The sequence below is a fragment of the Phenylobacterium sp. genome, assembly GCF_016124325.1.
Taxonomy (GTDB): Bacteria; Pseudomonadota; Alphaproteobacteria; order Caulobacterales; family Caulobacteraceae; genus Phenylobacterium.
Genome location: NZ_WGNY01000019.1, coordinates 192827 through 210567, shown reverse-complemented (window position 1 = coordinate 210567; position 17741 = coordinate 192827). Strand labels below are relative to the sequence as shown.

Here is a 17741-nt window from a genome sequence, read left to right as displayed (position 1 = left end):
CCGAATCCGGGGCCGACCGAACCTTGGGAGCCGCTTCCGCCCTTGGCGCGCGCCCGGCCCTCGGCTAGGCGGAGCCATGGCCGCAACACCGCCCGCCAAGGCCGTCATCCGCTTCGAACCCGACGGCTACGATGTTTCCCGCTCGTGGCTCATGGGCCGCCAGGTGGCCGGCCACGGATTCCTGCGCGCGGCGGTGGACGCCCGCGGCGACGCGGCGATGCACTGCTACACCGCCCACGAATCCTCTGCGAAGGCGTTCGCCGACACGGTGCATGGCATCGATCCGAAGGCGGTGTGCGGGTGGATCCGGCCGACGCGGCTCGGCGCCATCGGGGCGGCCGGCGGCATCCTCTACCTCGCCGACCCGAGCCTGCCCAACTTCGCTCGTCCGCGCCTCCGCGCCGGCCCGGCGGCCTATTCGCTCTGCGGCGTCACGCATACGACCGCCACGCCCGGGACGATGCAGCTCATCGCCGACCTGCTCACCAGCCCGGTCGCGCCCTGGGACGCGCTGATCTGCACCTCCCAGGCGGTCGCCGAGACTGTCCGGCGCATACATGAAGCCCACGCGGACTATCTGCGCTGGCGCCTCGGGGACGGCGTCCGCATCGCCGGCCCCCAGTTGCCGGTCATCCCGCTCGGCGTCCACTGCCGCGACTTCGACTTCACCGACGATCAGCGCCACGCCGCCCGGGCCGCGCTGGGCGTCGCGCCGGACGAGGTCGTCGCGCTGTTCGTCGGGCGCTTCACCTTCTCCGGCAAACACCACCCTGCGGCCATGTATCTCGGCCTTGAGGACGCGGCCCGCGAGACCGGCGCGCGGGTCGTGCTCGTGCAGTGCGGCTGGGCCCCGAACGAGGCCATCGACGAAGTGTTCCAGCACAGCCCAGGCCACTTTTGCCCGAGCGTGCGGACGATCACCGTCGATGGCCGCCTCGCGCCCGAGCGCAACCACGCCTGGGCGGCGGCCGACATCTTCGTGTCGCTGTCCGACGGCATTCAGGAGACCTTCGGCCTCACGCCGCTGGAGGCCATGGCCTGCGGCCTGCCGACGGTCGTGTCCGACTGGGACGGCTACAAGGACACGGTCCGCGACGGCGTCGACGGCTTCCGCATCTCGACCTGGGCCCCGGCGGCCGGCGCGGCCGGCGCCGACCTCGCCCGGGAGCTCGAAGTCTCCAAGATCGACTACGACTACTATCTGCTGGCCGCCGCCATGGCGACCTCCATGGACCACGCCCAACTGGTCGACCGGCTGGCCCTGCTGATCCGCGACCCGGCGCTGCGCAAGCGGATGGGCGCGGCCGGGCGCGAGCGCGCGCGAAGCCTGTTCGACTGGAGCCACGTCTTCCACCAGTACCAGGCGCTGTGGGACGAACTGAACGCCCGGCGCCTCGCGGCATCGACCGATCCCGCCGAAGCGGCATGGCTGGCGCGGGCGCCGTGGTCGGGCGCCGGCAATCTCGACCCCTTCCACGCCTTCGGCCACTATCCGACCGACCTCATCACCGGCCAGACCGTCGTCGCGCTGGCGTCGGACGAGGCCGACGCGGTCTACCGGAGGCGGCGGGCCCACGTGCTCTTCGCGGGCGCGCGGTTGCCCGAGGCGCTGGCGCTGGGCATCCTCGAGCGCCTGGCCGCCGGCCCGTCCACCGTCGCCGACCTCGCCGCCGTCGGCGGACTGTCGGCCGATGCCGGCGTCTATATCGTCGGCATGCTCGCGAAGATGAACCTCGTTCGCCTCCTCGCGGGCTGATCGGGCGCCGCTCGGGGGCCGTCAGGGCGACGCGGACGCCGGTTCGCCCGCCCGGACGAGCAGCCTCTAGCGCGTGTAGGGTCCCCGGGTCATGAAGCGGATGTAGAGAACGACCGCCGCCGCCACCGCCGCGGTGGTCATCGGCCGCATCTCGACCAGATCGATCACGTGCCTAATCAACTCCGGCACGACGGACTCCTACCGCAACGTCCCCGGAAAACCGTTATATTTCAGCGTGCTTGACCACGTCTCAAGCATGATCGTTAATTTCCGAGCGCCGCGCCGGTCGCGCGGCTTCCATGAGCCCGTTTCAATTGACCCGACCCACGGGACGTCCGCCGGTAGGCGCATGTCCCGTCGCCACGGCGCGCCGCTGCGCCTCGCCCTGTTCGCCGCCGCCCTCCTGGGCGCCGGCCCGGCCGCGCCGGCGCCCGCCGGCGACATCGCCGCGGGGCCCCCGGCCACCGCGACGGCGGGTGGACTCCAGACCCGCCTGGACGTGGCCCCGGGCGTCTGGGTCCTGGTCGAGACAGGATTCCAGGTCCAGCCGACGGGAAACGTGACGATCGTGGAGCAGGCCGACGGCCTGGTGCTCATCGACGCCGGCGGGTCGCCGGGCGCCGGCCGTCGCATCGTCGCCCAGGTGCGGGCCCTCAGCGCCAAGCCGGTGAAGGCCGTGGTCCTGACTCACTGGCACGGCGACCACGTCCAGGGGCTCTCGGAGATTCTCGCGGCCTGGCCGGCGGCCAGGACCCTGGCCACGGCCGCGACCCAGGCCCACCTGCGCGATCCAGGCGCCATGAATTCCCCGGCGTCGCCCGACCCGGCCGCCAACGCCGCCCTGCAGTCGAAGCTGCGGGGCTATTCGGACTACGCGCGGCGGATGGCCGTCTCGGCCCCGTCCGAGGCCGAACAGACCGGCTGGACCCGCGCCGCGGCGCTGTTCGACAGCTACCGCCGCGACATGGACGGCGCCCTCACCGTGGCCCCGCGCGAGGCGTTTTCGGAGCGGCTCGTCCTGCCCGACCGCGAGCGTCCGGTGGAGCTCGCCTTCCTCGGCCGCGCCAACACCGACGGCGACGCGGTCGCCTGGCTGCCGCGCCAGAAGGTGCTCGTCAGCGGCGACATCGTGGTGACGCCCGTCCCGTTCGGATACGGGAGCTATCCGGGCGCCTGGATCGCGACCCTGCGCAGGCTCGAAGCCTACCCCTTCCGGACGCTCGTCCCCGGACACGGCCCGCCGCAGCACGACGCCGCCGGCCTGCGCCGCCTGATCGACGCCCTGGCGGAGATCCGGGCCAAGGTGGCGCCCCTGGCGGCGACCGGCCTGTCCCCCGGCGAAATCCGCGCCCGGCTCGACGTCTCGGACCAGGCCGAGATGTTCGCCGGCGGCGACCCCTGGCTGCGGCGCTGGGTGGCGGCCTACTGGCTCGACCCGATCGTCGCCTCGGCGGTCCGCGAGGCGCGGGGCGAGCCCATCGTCCAGGGCCTCGGCGGCGGCTGATTTTTCCCCGGACGATATTGACGTCGGGCGCGGCGAAGCCCAGACCCGCCGCGACCGCCATGGACCGACCTTCGACCTTCACCGCCTTCCACGGCGCACGCCGCGTGGCGCACGGCGCCCTGGCCGAGGTGGCCCGCGGGCTCGCCGCCGCCGCCGCCGAACCCGGCGTCGGCGCCGGCCCGGTCGTCCTGCTCGAGGACGCCACCGGCGATGTCGTCGACCTCGACCTGCGCCTGGACCCGGACGCGGCCGCCGCGGCCTGGCGGGCCGCACGGACCCCGCCCCCATCCGCGCCGGCCGGCGCGCGGCCGGCCCGCGGCCGGCCCCGGCTGGGCGTGGTCGCGCGCGAGGTCACGCTCCTGCCGCGGCACTGGACCTGGCTCGCGGCCCAGCCGGGGGGCGCCTCGGCGGCCCTGCGCCGGCTGGTCGAGCAGGCCAGCCGCGAGCAGGCGCCGGCGGACCTGGCGCGCCAGGCCCGCGATGCGCGCTACCGCGCCATGGCCGTGCTGGCCGGCGACCGGCCGGGGTTCGAGGAGGCCGCCCGCGCCCTGTTCGCCGGGGACGCCGCGCGGTTCGCCGAATGCGTCGCCGCCTGGCCGGCGGACGTGGCGGCCTATCTGCTGCGCGACTGAGCGCGGCCGCGCCCCGGCGCGGTCATCGCCCCAGCCACCCCGCCGCGGCGGCCAGCAGGACGAGCAGCAGGAGCAGCGGCACGACGGCGACGCCCCAGCCCGTGGCGTGGGCCTCGAACCAGCGTGCGATGCGCACCGAGAGCATCGTGGATGCGGGTCTTCGTGTCATGGCCGCAGTCTGGCCGCGACCTGCGTCAGATCCGGTCGCGGGACCCGTCCCGGGGAGGGTGTTTCGGCCGCGATTGCGTCTCTGCGCCCGGACAGCTGGGGCGGGGCGCGGCATGGGACACGAAGGGGCGGACGGCGAGCTGTCCGACAGCGACCTCGCCGAAAGCGCCTGGGCGATCTCGGACTTCCTGCGCCTGCGCGGGCCCCACGTCCTGCCGCCGCGCGAGGTCGAGCGCCTGCGCGCCTGGCTCGTCGACCTCTTCTATCGGGGCGGGACCCTGCCCGCCCGGGGGCGGGGCTTTCGCTGGAACGTGATCGCCGAACGCTGCGATATCGACCTGGGCCGGCTGCGCGCGGGCCGCCGGGTGCTGGCCCCGGTGTTCCACGCCCTGCACCGGGCCCTGCGGGCGCGACGCGGCCGCCCGGTCCCGCCGCCGCCCGATCCCCCCGCCTCGCTTCCGCCCCGGCCCGACGGTCTCGGGAGCGCTCGGCTGCGGTCCGGTCCGCCCGCCGACGGCGCCCCGTTCCGCGAGGTGCTCGCCCGCGAGATGGCGCGCCGCGGCGAGACCGGCGCGAGCCTCGCCCGGACCCTGCGGGCGATGGGCTGCGGGGTGGGCGCCAAGGCTATCCGCCGGTGGGCCTTGGGCCTGGCGAGCCCCTCGGCCCCGGCCAGCCGCGCCGCCGTGGCCGGGCTGGAGCGCCACTGGGGCCTCGAGGCCGGCGGGCTGCTTTCGCGGCTGCCGCGGCCCTACCGGACACTGACCGGCTTGGCCCCCGCCCGGCTCGGCGGCCAGGAGCGGGCGCTGATGGCCTGGCACCTGCCCGACGACTTCGACCGTCGGCCGAAGGCCGAGCAGGACGAGATCGTGACCTGGATCCGCGACGTGGTCGTCCGCGGCGCCACCGACTACCGGCGCTTCCTGAGCGCGGCCCAGATCCGGCGCTTCGGCGTCCGCTTCCCGGAGCTGCGGGGCGTCCAGCGGACCTCCCCGCAGGCCCGCGCCCGCGACCGGCGCTTCAGCAACACGGTGCTGGCGCCGCCGGCGCTGGCGGCGGAGATGGCCGCGCTCGTGGCCTTCAAGACCAGCCCGCTCACCGCGCCCAGCCTGCAGCGCGCCACCGCCTGGAACCGGCACACGGCGGGCCTGTCGGTCGAGCACCTCAGCGTGGTGTTCGGGGCCCTGGTCGCCGCGCCCGACAGCCCGGTCGCCGGCGCCGGCGTCGACCCGGAGGCCCTGGGGCTCGGGCTGCTGGTGTTTCCGGCGGTCTGGGACTGGTACCTGGAATGGCGCCGCCGGCGACGGGGGTTCTTCACGACCTGGGAGGTGAGCCTCCTCGGCCTCGCCGCCAGCCTCGCCGCGCCCGAGGCCGGCTGGATCGCCCAGTCCCCGGGACTTTCGGCCCGCCTCGCCCCGGTTCCGGGGCTGGTCGGCGCCGAAGAGGTCGAGGCGGCCCGGGCCGACTGGGCCGGCGCCTGCGGCCGCTTCCATCGCTACGCCGCCGGGCGCCAACGCGACCTGCGCCGGTTGCGCCAGGTCCACCACGACCGCTTCGAGGCGGTCCGCGTCGTCCTGGAGGCCGACAGTCCCGTGGGCGTCTACGCCCGCATCGCCGAGGAGGCGCTGGCGCGACGGCCGAACCGCCGGGCCGATCCGCGCCGGGCGGCCGAGGCCACCCGCGACTTCCTGATGATCCGGCTGGGCCTCCACCTCGGCTTCCGGCAGCGCAATCTGCGCGAGCTGCTGGTCTGTCCCCGGGGCGCGGCGCTCAGCTCGGAACTTCGGCTGGAGCGGCTGGGGCGCGGCGAACTGCGCTGGAACGACCGGCGCCAGGGCTGGGAGGTGTTCGCGCCGGCCTGCGCGTTCAAGAACGCGGGCTCGTCCTTCTTCGAGGGGCGGCCCTTCGAATTGCGGCTGTCCGACGTGGGCGGCCTCTACGCCCAGATCGAGGCCTGGCTGGACCAGGACCGAGCCGTGCTGCTGGACGGCCGGGACGACCCGGGGACCTTCTTCGTGCGCCGTCCGCGCGGCCGCCAGAGCGCGGCCTTCGGCCAGGGCGCCTTCTACGTGGCCTGGCGGACGATCATCCAGCGCCACGGGATCTACAATCCCTACACCGGCCGCGGCGCGGTGGCCGGCCTGCTGCCGCACGGTCCGCACAACGTCCGCGACGTCGTCGCCACCCACGTCCTCAAGCAGACCGGCAGCTACCGCCAGGCGAGCTACGCCATCCAGGACGCGCCCCGGACCATCGCCGAGCACTACGGACGCTACATGCCGCTCGACAAGACCCGGATCGCCGCGGAGGTGCTGGACCGGGTCTGGACCGCGACCTGACCTTCCGTCCGTCGCGATTGGAGGGCAGGATCGCGCCCACGAACCGAATTGTCCGGAGGAGCCGGCGCTGCCCAGCGACGTTCCAGGCGATCCCCGCGCGCCCAAGGAGGGTCCGGCGCGCGATCGCGCCGCGGCGCGCTGGCTGGCGCTCGCCTGCGTCGCGCTCGCGCTTGTCTGTGTCGGCCTCGCGCTCGCCTGGACGCAGATGTCCGATGCGGCGGCGTGCTGGCGCGAGGTCGCCGAGGACGGCGCCTCGGCGGCTCAGCCCTGCCCCTAGGCGGCCGCCGCCCCGGCTACGGCCCGACGCCGCCGCGGCGAGGCGCGGGTCACGCGCTCGCCCCGCCTCCGGCCCGGCGATGGCGGCCAAGCAGCACCACGTTCGGCCCCTCCGGGATCGCCGGCGCGACCGGGGCCGGCCGCGCCAGGGGCGCGCCTGTCCGCCGCGCCCAGGCCTTCAGCTCCTCGGCCGCATAGACCACGCGCCGGCCGATCTTGCGGAACGCCGGCCCCACGCCCATCCAGCGCCAGGTCTGCAGCGTGCCCACCGTATTGCCGAGCTTGGCGGCGGCGGCCGGGGTGTCGAGCCAGCGCGCGCGCCGCACCTCGCCGATCACCGAGCCCGCGCGGGCGCTCGCCTCGGCCTCCCGCGCCTGGGCCTGCTGCGCCGCGCGTTCGGCCGGTTCGGGCAGGTCGGCCATCTCCGCGCCGATCAGCAGGGCGATCTCCTGGGCGATCCGGTCGGCGGCGGCCTTCACCGGATGGTCGGCCAGGTGGGCGTAACGCTGGGTGGTCTTGGCGCTGCGGTGGCCCAGCAGCGCGCCCACCACATAGAGGCTGTCGCCGTTGGCGACGCCGAGGCTGGCGAAGGAATGGCGCAGGTCGTGGATCCGCACGTCCTGAAGCCCCGCGGCCTTGCGGATGCGGTTCCAGGGGGTCTGGAGATTGATGAGGGGCCCTTCCCCGCCGCGACCGGGCAGCAGGTAGGGGTTGCCGGGGACCTCGACCAGGTCCTGGACGATCTTCATCGCCGCCGCGCCGAGATAGACGACCTTCGCGCCGGTCTTGCTGTCGGGCAGGCGCAGGCAGCGGTGGTAGGCGTCGAGCCAGGCCCGCCGGGCGGTCAGGATTTCGTTCTTGCGGCATCCGGTGAGGATCAGGAGGCGGATGGCGGCGAGCGCGTAGGGGCTCTCCACCCCCAGGGCCTCGGCCGCCGCCAGGGCCTCGCCCAGCCGGCCGAGCTCCTGCGGCGAGAGGAACCGTTCCAGCTTGCGCTCGGGGAAGCGGCGCACCCGCCAGGCCGGATTGTCGGGCCGCAGCTGGCGGCCGACCGCAAAGCCCAGGACGGCCGAGAAGGTGCGCACCGCCGAGTTGGCGGCCCCGCGGCCGCCGCGCACCCGCGAGAGCCCGCGCGCGCAGGTCCTGCGCCGGCGGGCGGTCCGGCCGGCGCTGACGTCCAGCAGCAGCCGCTCCACGTCCTGGCGCGCGATGTCGCTCGCCCGCCGGGCCCCGAGGAGGGGCTTGATGTGGTTCTCGATGTCGGACCGGGCCGAGGCGATGGAGGTGGGCTTGCGCGTCGCCAGGCCCTCGGCGAGGTAGAGGTCGCAGAGCCGGGCCACGGTGATGGCGCGGCGGTCGCAGGCCCGGTCGGCCTGCGGATCCTCGCCGGCGGCCACGCGTCCCAGGACGACGCGGGCCTGGTCGCGGGCGCTCTCCACCGTCCAGGGCGCTCCATGCGGCCCGATCCGGTAGCGCCGGGTGCGCCCGCCCACCCGATACTGGACCAAATAGATGCGCTGTCCGCTCGGCCAGATGCGCACGCCGAAGCCCCGGACGGCGGCGTCCCAGACGAAGGCCGCGGCGTCTCCGGCGGGCGCGCCCTCGACGATCCGGCGGGTGAGATTGACGCGGGCGCGGGCCACGGGATTCTCGGCTCCCAATCGCTTCCAGGGGGCCTCCAAAGTAAGCCCATAGGCAGCAGATTGTCAGAAACTCTGGTGTGGAGCTTCGTAGAGGCGGAAAATTAAGTCAATGATTTATCGTATGATTTCGTAGTTCTTCGTAGGTATAGCGGTAGTATATTACCGCTTGGTAAGGCTGAGGTCGGCAGTTCAATCCTGCTCTGACGGCCGCAGCTTCCCGCGAGGCCGCTGCATCGTGCCCGTGGACGCCTTCTACGAGTTCACGGGAGCCAAGGCGCCGAAGTCGAAGTGGCGCTTCACCTCGGCTGACGGTGCATTCCTGGGCGTCGCCGGGCTCGTGCGCGACGACCGGTTCACGCTGCTGACCTGCCCGCCGGGACCGGATATCGCGCCCTACCACGATCGCCAGGTCGTGATCCTCCCACAAGGCGACTGGTCCGCCTGGCTCGACCTCGCGCGCGCGGCCCCTCGCATCGCGCCGGCTCCGGCCGGCGCGCTCGCGGTGCTTCAGGTGCGCTGAACGCGCCTAGGGAAGGTCTTCGGCCAGAATGGCCATCTCGAACATGAACGAGCCATCCTCGTCCTCGTCCTCGAAGACCACGCCGATGAACTCCTCACCGATGTAGACCTCGGCGGAATCCTTCTGCTTGGGGCGCGGCACAAGCGTGATGCGCGCGTTCGCGAAGGTGCCGCGAAGATGGCCCTCGATCTTGCGGATGGTCTTCTCGTCCACGCCTAGGCTCCCTGGGAGTCGAATTCGGCGCGAACCTACAGAAACCGTCGCGCGGGGCAAACCTCAGATCACGTAGTCGTAGACCGCATCGGCCAGAGTGTGATCCATGCTCTTCGCCGGCTCGTCGCAGGTGGGGCAGTTCACGAGGCGCGCGGGCACGCCCGCCGCCGTGCAGTGCGGCGGCACCGGCTTCAGCACCACCGACCCGGACGCGATCTTGGCGTAGTCGCCGATCTGGATGTTTCCCAGCACCTTGGCGCCGGCCCCCAACAGCACGCCCTTGCCGATCTTGGGGTGGCGGTCGCCGCGTTCGGCGCCGGTTCCGCCCAGGGTCACGCCCTGGAGCATCGAGACGTCGTCGCCGATCACCGCGGTCTCGCCGATCACGATGCCGGTGCCGTGGTCGACGAACACGCCCCGCCCGATCCGCGTCGCCGGGTTGACGTCCACCTGGAAGAGTTCGCTCGAGCGGCTCTGCAGATAGAAGGCCAGGGTCTCGCGGCCCTCGTTCCACAGCCAATGGGCCACCCGGTGCGTCTGGAGCGCCAGGAATCCCTTGAAGAACAGGAAGGGCTGCACGTAGCCCCGGCACGCCGGGTCGCGCTCGAACACCGCCTTGAGATCGTCCTCGGCGATGTCGACGATCGACGGGTCGGCCGCATAGGCTTCTTCGATCGTGTCGCGCAGGCTCATGGCCCGCAGCTCCTGGTCGCCCAGCTTGCGTGCGAGCTGGTAGCTCAGCGCATCGCCCAGGGTCTCGTGGTTGAGGATCACCGCCGCCAGCAGGCTGGCAAGGGCGGCTTCGGTCTTGGCCGCGGCATAGGCTTCGTTGCGCAACGCGGCCCAAACGGGCGGCGGCGAAGCGGGGTTCACCACCTCCAGGCGCTGGCTCATCGGTTCCTCCCGGCCCATTAGGCGTCTCCCTAGCCTAACACGGCCCGCGCGAGCGCGGGCTCCAAAAGCCCTTTGGCGGCCATATGGTGAGCCTTCAGCAGCATCGCCACCGTCAGCACGTCTTGAATTTGGCCGTCCATCGCCGCCGCCAGCGCCTCGCCGAACGGCACGCGCGCGAGGGCGATCGCCTCGGTGTCGTCGGCGTGATGCTCTCCCTCGGCAGGCGACAGCCCCAGGGCCAGATAGCCGATCGCCCGCTCGTCGGAGACCGAGTTCGAAAGTTGCGCGCGAAGGATCTCGCGCCATTCGGCCGCCTGCAGTCCGGTCTCCTCGGCCAGTTCGCGGCGCGCGCTCTCCAGCGGATCCTCGTCGAGCGGGCCGCCGCCCTCGGGAATCTCCCAGCTGTAGTCGCCCAGCGGGAACCGGTGCTGGCCCACGAGCAGGGTCGTGCCATCCTCGAAGAGCGGCAGCACCGCCACGGCGTAGTTCTTGTAGCTGACCAACCCGTAGGTCGCCGGCCTGCCGGTCGGCGCGGTGGCGGCGTATTCGGTCACCCGGATCCACGGATTCTCATAGACCGGCCGCGCGGTTCCGCGGGACCAGGCCAGGCCGTGGGGGCGAAGCCAGGAGGGCCTTTCCGGCATCGTCGAAGGGTCCTCGTCTTGCGATCAGCTTTGGGCTCCCCATAAAGAGGTCCCCTATCCCGATCCTTAAAGGCGGTTCCGCGTTGAGCTCAGCCCTGCCCCCCGCGCCCGAGTTCGGCGCGTCGCTCCCCGTCTCATCGGCGCCCGAGGTTCTGCGCTTTCTCGCGCTGCGCCGCTCGACGTCGGCCATGACCCTCGGCGAGCCCGCCCCGGACGCCGCGCAGCTCGACGAACTGCTGCGCCTGGCGGCGCGCGTCCCCGATCACGGCAAGCTCGCGCCCTGGCGGTTCGTCGTCCTCGACCCGCAGGCCAAGCCGGCCTTCGTCGAACGCCTTGAAGCCATCGCACGCGGCCGCGGAGATCCCAGCCTCGTCGCCAAGCTGGCCAAGCTGAAGGCCCCGCCCCTCGCCGTCTTCGTGGTGGCGAGCCCCAGGCCCGCGGCCATTCCCGAATGGGAGCAGATCCTGTCCGCGGCGGCGGTCTGCACCAACCTGCTCTACGCGGCGCTGGCGATGGGCTTCGGCGCCAACTGGATCACCGACTGGTACAGCTACGATGCCGACGCGGGCGCGGTGCTGGGCCTCGGCGAGAATGAGCGGGTGGCAGGATGCATCCTCGTGGGAACCGCGCGCGAGACGCCTCTTGAGCGTGAGCGTCCATCGCTGGAGCCGCTGGTGACCCGTTGGCGGCCCCAGTAGGCCCCGGAAACACAGGCCCCCGAAGCATAGGCCCCGGAAACACAACGGCCGGACGGCGCGCCGCGCCATCCGGCCTGAGGTGACACGCCCGAGGAGAGATGGGCACTTTCACCTATAGGCCCGCACGCCGCTCTTGGAAAGCCCGAACAGTCCGCTCCGGATTGGCCGGGGGGCTCAGCCACGCCCCCGATAGGGCGCCACGCCCTGATCGGGCAGCCAGAGCCCTTCGGGCGGTTGGCCGCTCTGCCAGAACACGTCGATGGGAATGCCACCCCGGGGGTACCAATAGCCCCCGATCCGGATCCAGACCGGCGAAAGCTCTTCGTGCAGGCGTTTGGCGATCGCCAGGGTGCAATCCTCGTGGAAGGCGCCGTGGTTGCGGAACGAGCCCAGGTAGAGCTTCAGCGACTTCGACTCCACCAGCCAGTCGCCGGGGACGTAGTCGATGACCAGGTGGGCGAAATCGGGCTGGCCGGTCACAGGACACAACGACGTGAACTCGGGAGCCGCGAACCGGACGAGATAGGTCGTTCCCGGATGCGGATTGGGCACGCGCTCCAGCACCGCTTCGTCGGGATTCGCATAGCCGCGGACCTCGCGGCCCAGCTGGGTGAGTTGGGTCTCTTCCATATCGGCGGGTTTAGACGCTACTAGGCCTCAAACGACAAGCGAGAGGAACGCTATGGCTCAGGGCGACTATCAGGACTTCGTGGTCGTGGTGACGGGAGCGTCCACGGGGCTCGGGCGCGCCATCGCGGTGGAGACTGCCGCACGCGGCGCCCGCGCGCTCGTGATCAACTACGCGCACAACCGGACCGATGCGGAGGAAACCGCCCGCCTGTGTCAGGCGCACGGCGCCGAAGTCGTGCTCGTCCAGGGCGACGTGGCGAAGGACGCCGACTGTCGCGCCATCGCCCAGGCCGCCGAGCCCTTCGGCCGCATCGACGCCCTCTTCAACAACGCCGGAACGACCAAATTCGCCAATCACGCCGACATGGAAGCCGTGTCCGGCCAGGACTTCCTCGACCTCTACGCCGTCAACGTGGTCGGTGCGTTCCAGATGATCCGCGCCGCGCGGAGCCTCCTCGAGGCCGCGCCCCAGCCCGGCGCGGTGGTCAACACCGCCTCGATCGCCGGCGTGACGGGCATCGGATCGTCGGTGCCCTACGCCGCCTCCAAGGGGGCGCTGAACACCATGACGCTCTCCCTGGCCAGGGCGCTCGCGCCGAAGATCCGCGTCAACGCCATCTGCCCGGGCTTCATCGACACCCCGTGGTTCGGGAAGGGCATGCCCGAGACCGCCGTCGAGCGGATCCGCGCCAACGCCGCGGCGGGCACGCCGCTCAAGGCGGCGTCGAAGCCCGAGGACATCGCGGCGGCGGCCGTGTTCCTCGCTTCCCCCGGCTCGCGTCACGTCACTGGCGAGACGTTGCTCGTCGACGCCGGATCGCACCTGGGATTCGCCCCACTCGTCGCCCGGTGATTGTGACTGGAACACGAAAGTTGCCGACCCCGCGGGCTATTGCTCGGCAAGGCGCCTAAATTTTCAGCACTCACCCCGCACCTTAGCCATGCCCGCCAGCCTGCGTTGATCTGGGGGCCAAGCCCACGACGATGGCTGAGCCCGTCGGCTTCGGCTGGGCGGACGTGAGAGGGGATACTCAATGAGAACGCTGAAACTCGCGCTGGTGGCCGCTATCGGCTCGCTGGCGCTCGCTGGCGCCGCTCAGGCGCAGGACGAAGGACCATCCTTCTCCTTCAACATCGGAGCGAACACCGACTACGTGTTCCGTGGCTTTAGCCAGACCAACGAAGACCCGTCGGTGTTCGGCGGCATCGATGCCAGCCTCGGCATCGGCTACGCCGGCGTCTGGGCTTCCAATGTCGACTTCGGCAACGGCACCGATGCCGAAGTCGACCTGTACGCCGGGATCAAGCCCTCTGCGGGTCCGGTGAGCTTCGATATCGGGGTCATCTACTACGGCTACCTGGGCTCGTGCTGCCACCAGGCGTACTGGGAAGGCAAGGTCGCCGCCTCCGTGCCGGCCGGGCCGGCCACACTGGGCGCCGCGGTCTACTATTCGCCTGAGTTCTTCGGAAAGACCGGCGACGCGGTCTACTATGAGGCGAACGCTGCTGTTTCCATTCCTGAAACGCCGTTCTCGATCAGTGGCGCCGTCGGTCGGCAGAATATCGACAAGGCGGCCGACTACACGACCTGGAACCTGGGCGTGGGCTTCTCGCTGAACGACCACGTCGGCTTCGACGTTCGCTACTTCGACACCAACCTGTCCAAGGCCGCTTCCGGCGGCCTGGCCGACTCCCGGGTCGTGGGCGGAATTAAGCTCACCTGGTGACCCGCGGTTAGCCGCGTCTGTCGTATGAGAGCCGCCGCGCATGTCGCGGCGGCTTTTTCATTGCGTCGTCAGACGCTTGTTCCTAAGTTCCGGCCCTCGCCGCGCGCCTGGCTGACGCGCCCAGGGCGCCGGACCGCAGAAGCGCTCCGCCCGTTAAGTTTTGCTGGCCGCCCGGCCTCCGGGCCCTATGGTTGGGAATCAGATCGTGAGCGGAGTGCGGCGCATGGAGCGGATGGCCGTTCGAGCGCAGACCATCGTTTTCGACGTGGTGCTCGCGGCTCTGGCCTTCACTGTCGCCTTCTTCGTGGCGCCGACCCAGCCTGAACTGGGCCTGGGTCAGGCCGGCGCCCTCAACTTTTTCCAGCTGGTTTCGCTCTACGCCGCCATCGCGGGCGTCTTCGCCCTCATCTTCCGTGGCGAGCTCTCGCCGTGGCGCTACGTCTCGATCCCGGACGCCTTGGTGCTCGCGCGCAGCGCGATCCTGACCGTGGGCGTCTTCCTGCTGGCGGTGTTCGTACTCGACCGGGCCGAGGGCGTGCCGCGCTCCACCCTGGTCATGGCCCCTCTCTTCCAGATGGTGGCGTCCATGGGCGTGCGGATCCTTCGCCGCGCGCTCCATGAGCACGCGCTGGAGAGCATTTCACCGCTCAAGATCATCACCGACCGCGTCACCCAGGCGCCGTCGCTGCTGCTGATCGGTCCCCCGTCGCTTGCCGACACCTACCTGCGCGACGTCGCTCGCACTCACAATCCCACCTATACGCCGGTGGGCATCATCGGCACCGACCGGCGCGACGTCGGCGCCCAGGTGCGCGGCGTCTGCATCCTCGAGACGATCGACCGGCTGAACGAGGCGCTCGCCGATCTGCGCCGGTGGAACCGCTACCCGCGCGCCGTGCTGTTCCTGGAGGAGCCGGGCCGCCTCCGGGGCCTTACCGCCGACCTGCTGGGGCGTCTCAAGACCGATGGCATCCGCCTCCTGCGCTTGCCCTCCATCGTGGAGTTGTCCCAGCACGACGGGCTGACGCTCCTCCCGATGCGCGACATCAACATCGAGGAGCTTCTGGCGCGCGACCCGATCGAACTGGACCGGCGCGCGGTCGGCCGGCTGATCCAGAATCGGCGCGTGCTGATCACCGGCGCTGGCGGCTCGATCGGCGCCGAGCTGTGCCGGCAGGTGGCGGCCTTCGGTTGCGCCCAGCTCACCCTGCTCGACTTCTCCGAGACGGCGCTGTTCGAAATCGAGCGCGAGATGCGCGAAACCTACGCCTACGTCCCGGTGAAGGCCGTCCTCTGCGACGTGCGCGACGCGAAGCGTACGGCGGCGGTGTTCGCCGAAGAAAGGCCCGATCTCGTCTTCCACGCCGCCGCCCTCAAGCATGTCTCGATGGTGGAGCGCCATCCGGCCGAAGGCCTGCTCACCAACGTCGTCGGCACCTGGAACGTCACGGAGGCTTCCAAGGCCTGCGGCGCCGGCCAGATGGTGCTGATCTCGACCGACAAGGCCGTCGACCCCACCAACGCCATGGGCGCGACCAAGCGGCTCGCCGAGGCCGTGATCCAGGCCCAGCAGACCACCGCCGAGGGCACCCGCTTTTCGGCCGTTCGCTTCGGCAACGTCCTGGGCTCCTCGGGCTCGGTGGTGCCGATCTTCAAGTCGCAGATCGAGCGCGGCGGGCCGGTCACCGTGACCCATCCGGAGATGACTCGGTTCTTCATGACCATCCCGGAGGCCGCGCAGCTCGTCCTGCACGCCACGGCCGCCTGCGACGAGGACGACCGCCGCGACTCCCGCCTCTTCCTGCTGGAGATGGGCGAGCCGGTTTCGATCATGGACCTGGCGCGCCAGATGATCGCGCTGTCTGGCCGCAAGGACATCGAGATCGAGATCACCGGGCTACGCGCAGGCGAGAAGCTCACCGAAGCCCTGCTCGACGAGACCGAGCGCGCCCTGCCCGCGGCCCACAAGGTCATGGAGGTCGTCTCCAACTCGGCCCTGCGCGTCACACCGGACCACTTGGCGGCGCTGGCCGCGGTCGCCGAGACTGGCGACACCGAGGCGGTGCGGACGGCGCTCTTCGACCTGGTGTCCCAGGTCCGTGGCGAAAAGCCTGGCCCGGCCCCAAGCCTGCGAGTGGTCGCCGGCGGCTGAGCCCGCCGCCCCCAAAAGAAAAGGCCGCGGGCTTGCCGCGGCCTTGATCCCTTGCGCTGCAGCGGCGGCTTCTACTCCGCCGCCACCACGCGATCCGAGGCGCTCGCCGCTTCGAGACGCGCCACGAGGGCCTTGTACTCGGCCCACAGGCCTTCCGGCAGATGCTCGCCGAACCGCTCATAGAACTCGGGGATCAGCGAGGCTTCCTGCACCCAGATCTGCGGATCGACCGTCAGCAGGAGATCGAGCGCCGCCTCGCTGAGGTTGAGGCCCGAGGTGTCCAGGCTGACCTTGGACGGGACGCGGCCGATCGGCGTGTCGACCGCTTCGGCCTGGCCATCGAGGCGCTCGGCGATCCACTTGAGCACGCGGCTGTTGTCGCCGTAGCCCGGCCAGACGAACTTGCCCCGCTCGTCCTTCCGGAACCAGTTCACGAAGTAGATGCGCGGCAGCTTCGAAACGTCGGCCGCCGTCTCGCCCATCTTCAGCCAGTGGCCGAAGTAGTCGCCCATGTTGTAGCCGCAGAACGGCAGCATGGCGAAGGGGTCGCGGCGCAGCTCGCCGATCTTGTTCTCGGCCGCGGCCGTGCCTTCCGAAGCCACGTTCGAGGCCATGAAGACCCCGTGCTTCCAGTCGAGCGCTTCGGTGACCAGCGGCACCGCCGAGGCGCGCCGCCCGCCGAACAGGATGGCCGAGATCGGCACGCCGGCCGGATCTTCCCACTCCGGCGCGATGACCGGCGTCTGCGAAGCCGGCACGGTGAAGCGGGCGTTGGGATGGGCGGCCGGCGTGTCCGAACCGCGCGTCCACGGATTGCCGCGCCAATCGGTGAGGCGCTCCGGCGCCTCCGGCGTCAGGCCTTCCCACCAGACGTCGCCGTCCTCGGTCAGCGCTACGTTGGTGAAGATCGAATTGCCCCAGAGCGCGTCGATCGCATTCTTGTTCGTTTCGATGCCCGTGCCGGGAGCCACGCCGAAGAACCCCGCTTCGGGGTTGATCGCATACAGCCGCCCGTCGTCGCCGAAGCGCATCCAGCAGATGTCGTCGCCGATGGTCTCGGCCTTCCACCCCTGGAGCGTCGGCTGGAGCATGGCCATGTTGGTCTTGCCGCACGCGCTCGGGAACGCGGCCGCCACGTACTTCACCGCGCCTTCCGGCGAGGTCAGCTTCAGGATCAGCATGTGCTCGGCGAGCCAGCCCTCGTCGCGGGCCATCACCGAGGCGATCCGAAGCGCGAAGCACTTCTTGCCCAGCAGCGCGTTGCCGCCATAGCCCGAGCCGTACGACCAGATCTCCCGCGTCTCGGGGAAGTGGACGATGTACTTCGCTTCGTTGCAGGGCCAGGGCACATCCTTCGCGCCGTCTTCCAGCGGCATGCCCACCGTATGCACCGCCGGCACGAAGAAGCCGTCCTCGCCCAGTTCATCGAGCGCCGCCTGACCCATGCGGGTCATGATCCGCATCGAGACCGCCACATAGGCGCTGTCGGTGATCTCCACGCCGAGGGCGCTGATCTTCGAGCCCAGCGGGCCCATGCAGAACGGAACCACGTACATGGTCCGCCCGCGCATCACGCCCTTGAACAGGTCCTTCAGGTCCGCCCGCATCTCGGTCGGATCGAGCCAGTTGTTGGTCGGGCCGGCGTCCTCGGGATTCTCCGAGCAGATGAACGTGCGGCTCTCCACCCGGGCCACGTCGCGCGGATCCGAGGCGGCATAGAACGAATTGGGCCGCTTTTCGGAATTCAGCGGCTTCAGCGTGCCGGCTGCGACCAGTTCGGCCGTGAGCCGGTTCCACTCCTCTTCGGAGCCGTCGCACCAGACGACACGATCAGGTTCGGTCAGCTCGGCGATTCCACGCACCCATTCCACGAGTTTCGCGTGCTTGGTCGGCGCGGGCTCGAGCCCCTGTACGGTCGCTTGGCTCATAGACGGCAACTCCTTGGGCC

Annotated in this window: 17 protein-coding genes; 9 read left to right on the top strand and 8 right to left on the bottom strand. The window is 71.2% G+C overall.

Translation table 11 applies throughout. The annotated features are described in order from the left end of the window. Positions 1–76 precede the first annotated feature (76 nt). Positions 77–1756: a glycosyltransferase family 4 protein gene (locus GC203_RS11805; protein ID WP_293454500.1), complete on the top strand. Its 1680-nt coding sequence runs from the start codon at positions 77–79 to the stop codon at positions 1754–1756. Positions 1757–1822: 66 nt separating this feature from the next. Here GC203_RS11805 and GC203_RS11800 read toward each other — a convergent pair whose 3' ends face one another. After that, positions 1823–1945, bottom strand: a complete 123-nt coding sequence (locus GC203_RS11800; protein WP_293454498.1) for a hypothetical protein — start codon at positions 1943–1945, stop codon at positions 1823–1825. Positions 1946–2105: 160 nt separating this feature from the next. Here GC203_RS11800 and GC203_RS11795 point away from each other — a divergent pair, with 160 nt between their 5' ends. Beyond that, positions 2106–3260, top strand: a complete 1155-nt coding sequence (locus GC203_RS11795) for an MBL fold metallo-hydrolase (RefSeq protein WP_293454496.1) — start codon at positions 2106–2108, stop codon at positions 3258–3260. 59 nt (positions 3261–3319) lie between these two features. Then, positions 3320–3892 carry a DUF2239 family protein gene (locus GC203_RS11790; protein WP_293454494.1) on the top strand — a complete coding sequence of 191 codons (573 nt, stop codon included), beginning with the start codon at positions 3320–3322 and terminating at the stop codon, positions 3890–3892. Positions 3893–3914: 22 nt separating this feature from the next. Here the strand turns inward: GC203_RS11790 and GC203_RS11785 are convergent, their stop codons facing one another. Then, positions 3915–4061: a hypothetical protein gene (locus tag GC203_RS11785; protein WP_293454492.1), complete on the bottom strand. Its 147-nt coding sequence runs from the start codon at positions 4059–4061 to the stop codon at positions 3915–3917. 112 nt (positions 4062–4173) lie between these two features. On the opposite strand from GC203_RS11785, the gene GC203_RS11780 reads away from it, so the two are divergent. Beyond that, positions 4174–6396, top strand: a complete 2223-nt coding sequence (locus GC203_RS11780) for a hypothetical protein (RefSeq protein WP_293454490.1) — start codon at positions 4174–4176, stop codon at positions 6394–6396. A gap of 326 nt (positions 6397–6722) precedes the next feature. Here GC203_RS11780 and GC203_RS11775 read toward each other — a convergent pair whose 3' ends face one another. After that, positions 6723–8315, bottom strand: coding sequence for a tyrosine-type recombinase/integrase (locus tag GC203_RS11775; RefSeq protein WP_293454487.1), 1593 nt, complete (start codon positions 8313–8315; stop codon positions 6723–6725). A gap of 166 nt (positions 8316–8481) precedes the next feature. Between GC203_RS11775 and GC203_RS11770 the strand changes: the two genes are divergently transcribed. After that, positions 8482–8835, top strand: coding sequence for an SOS response-associated peptidase family protein (locus GC203_RS11770; protein WP_293454485.1), 354 nt, complete (start codon positions 8482–8484; stop codon positions 8833–8835). Between the two features lie 6 nt (positions 8836–8841). On the opposite strand, the gene GC203_RS11765 is transcribed toward GC203_RS11770, so the two are convergent. From GC203_RS11765 to GC203_RS11755, 3 genes are all read right to left on the bottom strand, one after another. After that, the gene (locus GC203_RS11765; RefSeq protein WP_293454483.1) at positions 8842–9048 is read right to left on the bottom strand and encodes a DUF3126 family protein; all 207 of its coding nucleotides are present in this window, start codon (positions 9046–9048) and stop codon (positions 8842–8844) included. A gap of 63 nt (positions 9049–9111) precedes the next feature. After that, positions 9112–9942: a serine O-acetyltransferase gene (gene cysE, locus GC203_RS11760; protein ID WP_293454481.1), complete on the bottom strand. Its 831-nt coding sequence runs from the start codon at positions 9940–9942 to the stop codon at positions 9112–9114. A 29-nt stretch (positions 9943–9971) separates the two neighbouring features. Next, positions 9972–10496, bottom strand: coding sequence for an NUDIX hydrolase (locus tag GC203_RS11755; RefSeq protein WP_366501733.1), 525 nt, complete (start codon positions 10494–10496; stop codon positions 9972–9974). A gap of 173 nt (positions 10497–10669) precedes the next feature. On the opposite strand from GC203_RS11755, the gene GC203_RS11750 reads away from it, so the two are divergent. Further along, on the top strand, positions 10670–11284 hold the full coding sequence (locus GC203_RS11750; RefSeq protein WP_293454477.1) for a nitroreductase: 615 nt from the start codon (positions 10670–10672) through the stop codon (positions 11282–11284). Positions 11285–11458: 174 nt separating this feature from the next. Here GC203_RS11750 and queF read toward each other — a convergent pair whose 3' ends face one another. Then, a complete protein-coding gene (gene queF, locus GC203_RS11745; protein ID WP_293454475.1) occupies positions 11459–11914 on the bottom strand; it encodes a preQ(1) synthase in 456 nt (151 codons plus the stop codon). A gap of 52 nt (positions 11915–11966) precedes the next feature. On the opposite strand from queF, the gene GC203_RS11740 reads away from it, so the two are divergent. The 3 genes from GC203_RS11740 (at position 11967) to GC203_RS11730 (ending at position 15793) form a co-directional block, all read left to right on the top strand. Then, positions 11967–12767 (top strand): SDR family NAD(P)-dependent oxidoreductase, encoded by an 801-nt coding sequence (locus GC203_RS11740; protein WP_293454474.1) that lies wholly within the window; start codon positions 11967–11969, stop codon positions 12765–12767. Between the two features lie 181 nt (positions 12768–12948). After that, complete coding sequence (locus tag GC203_RS11735) at positions 12949–13641, top strand: TorF family putative porin (protein ID WP_293454472.1); 693 nt, start codon at positions 12949–12951, stop codon at positions 13639–13641. 223 nt (positions 13642–13864) lie between these two features. Next, entirely contained in the window at positions 13865–15793 is a 1929-nt protein-coding gene (locus GC203_RS11730; protein WP_293454471.1) for a nucleoside-diphosphate sugar epimerase/dehydratase, read from the top strand. 71 nt (positions 15794–15864) lie between these two features. On the opposite strand, the gene GC203_RS11725 is transcribed toward GC203_RS11730, so the two are convergent. Next, positions 15865–17721, bottom strand: a complete 1857-nt coding sequence (locus GC203_RS11725) for a phosphoenolpyruvate carboxykinase (GTP) (RefSeq protein ID WP_293454470.1) — start codon at positions 17719–17721, stop codon at positions 15865–15867. Between the last annotated feature and the right edge of the window lie 20 nt (positions 17722–17741).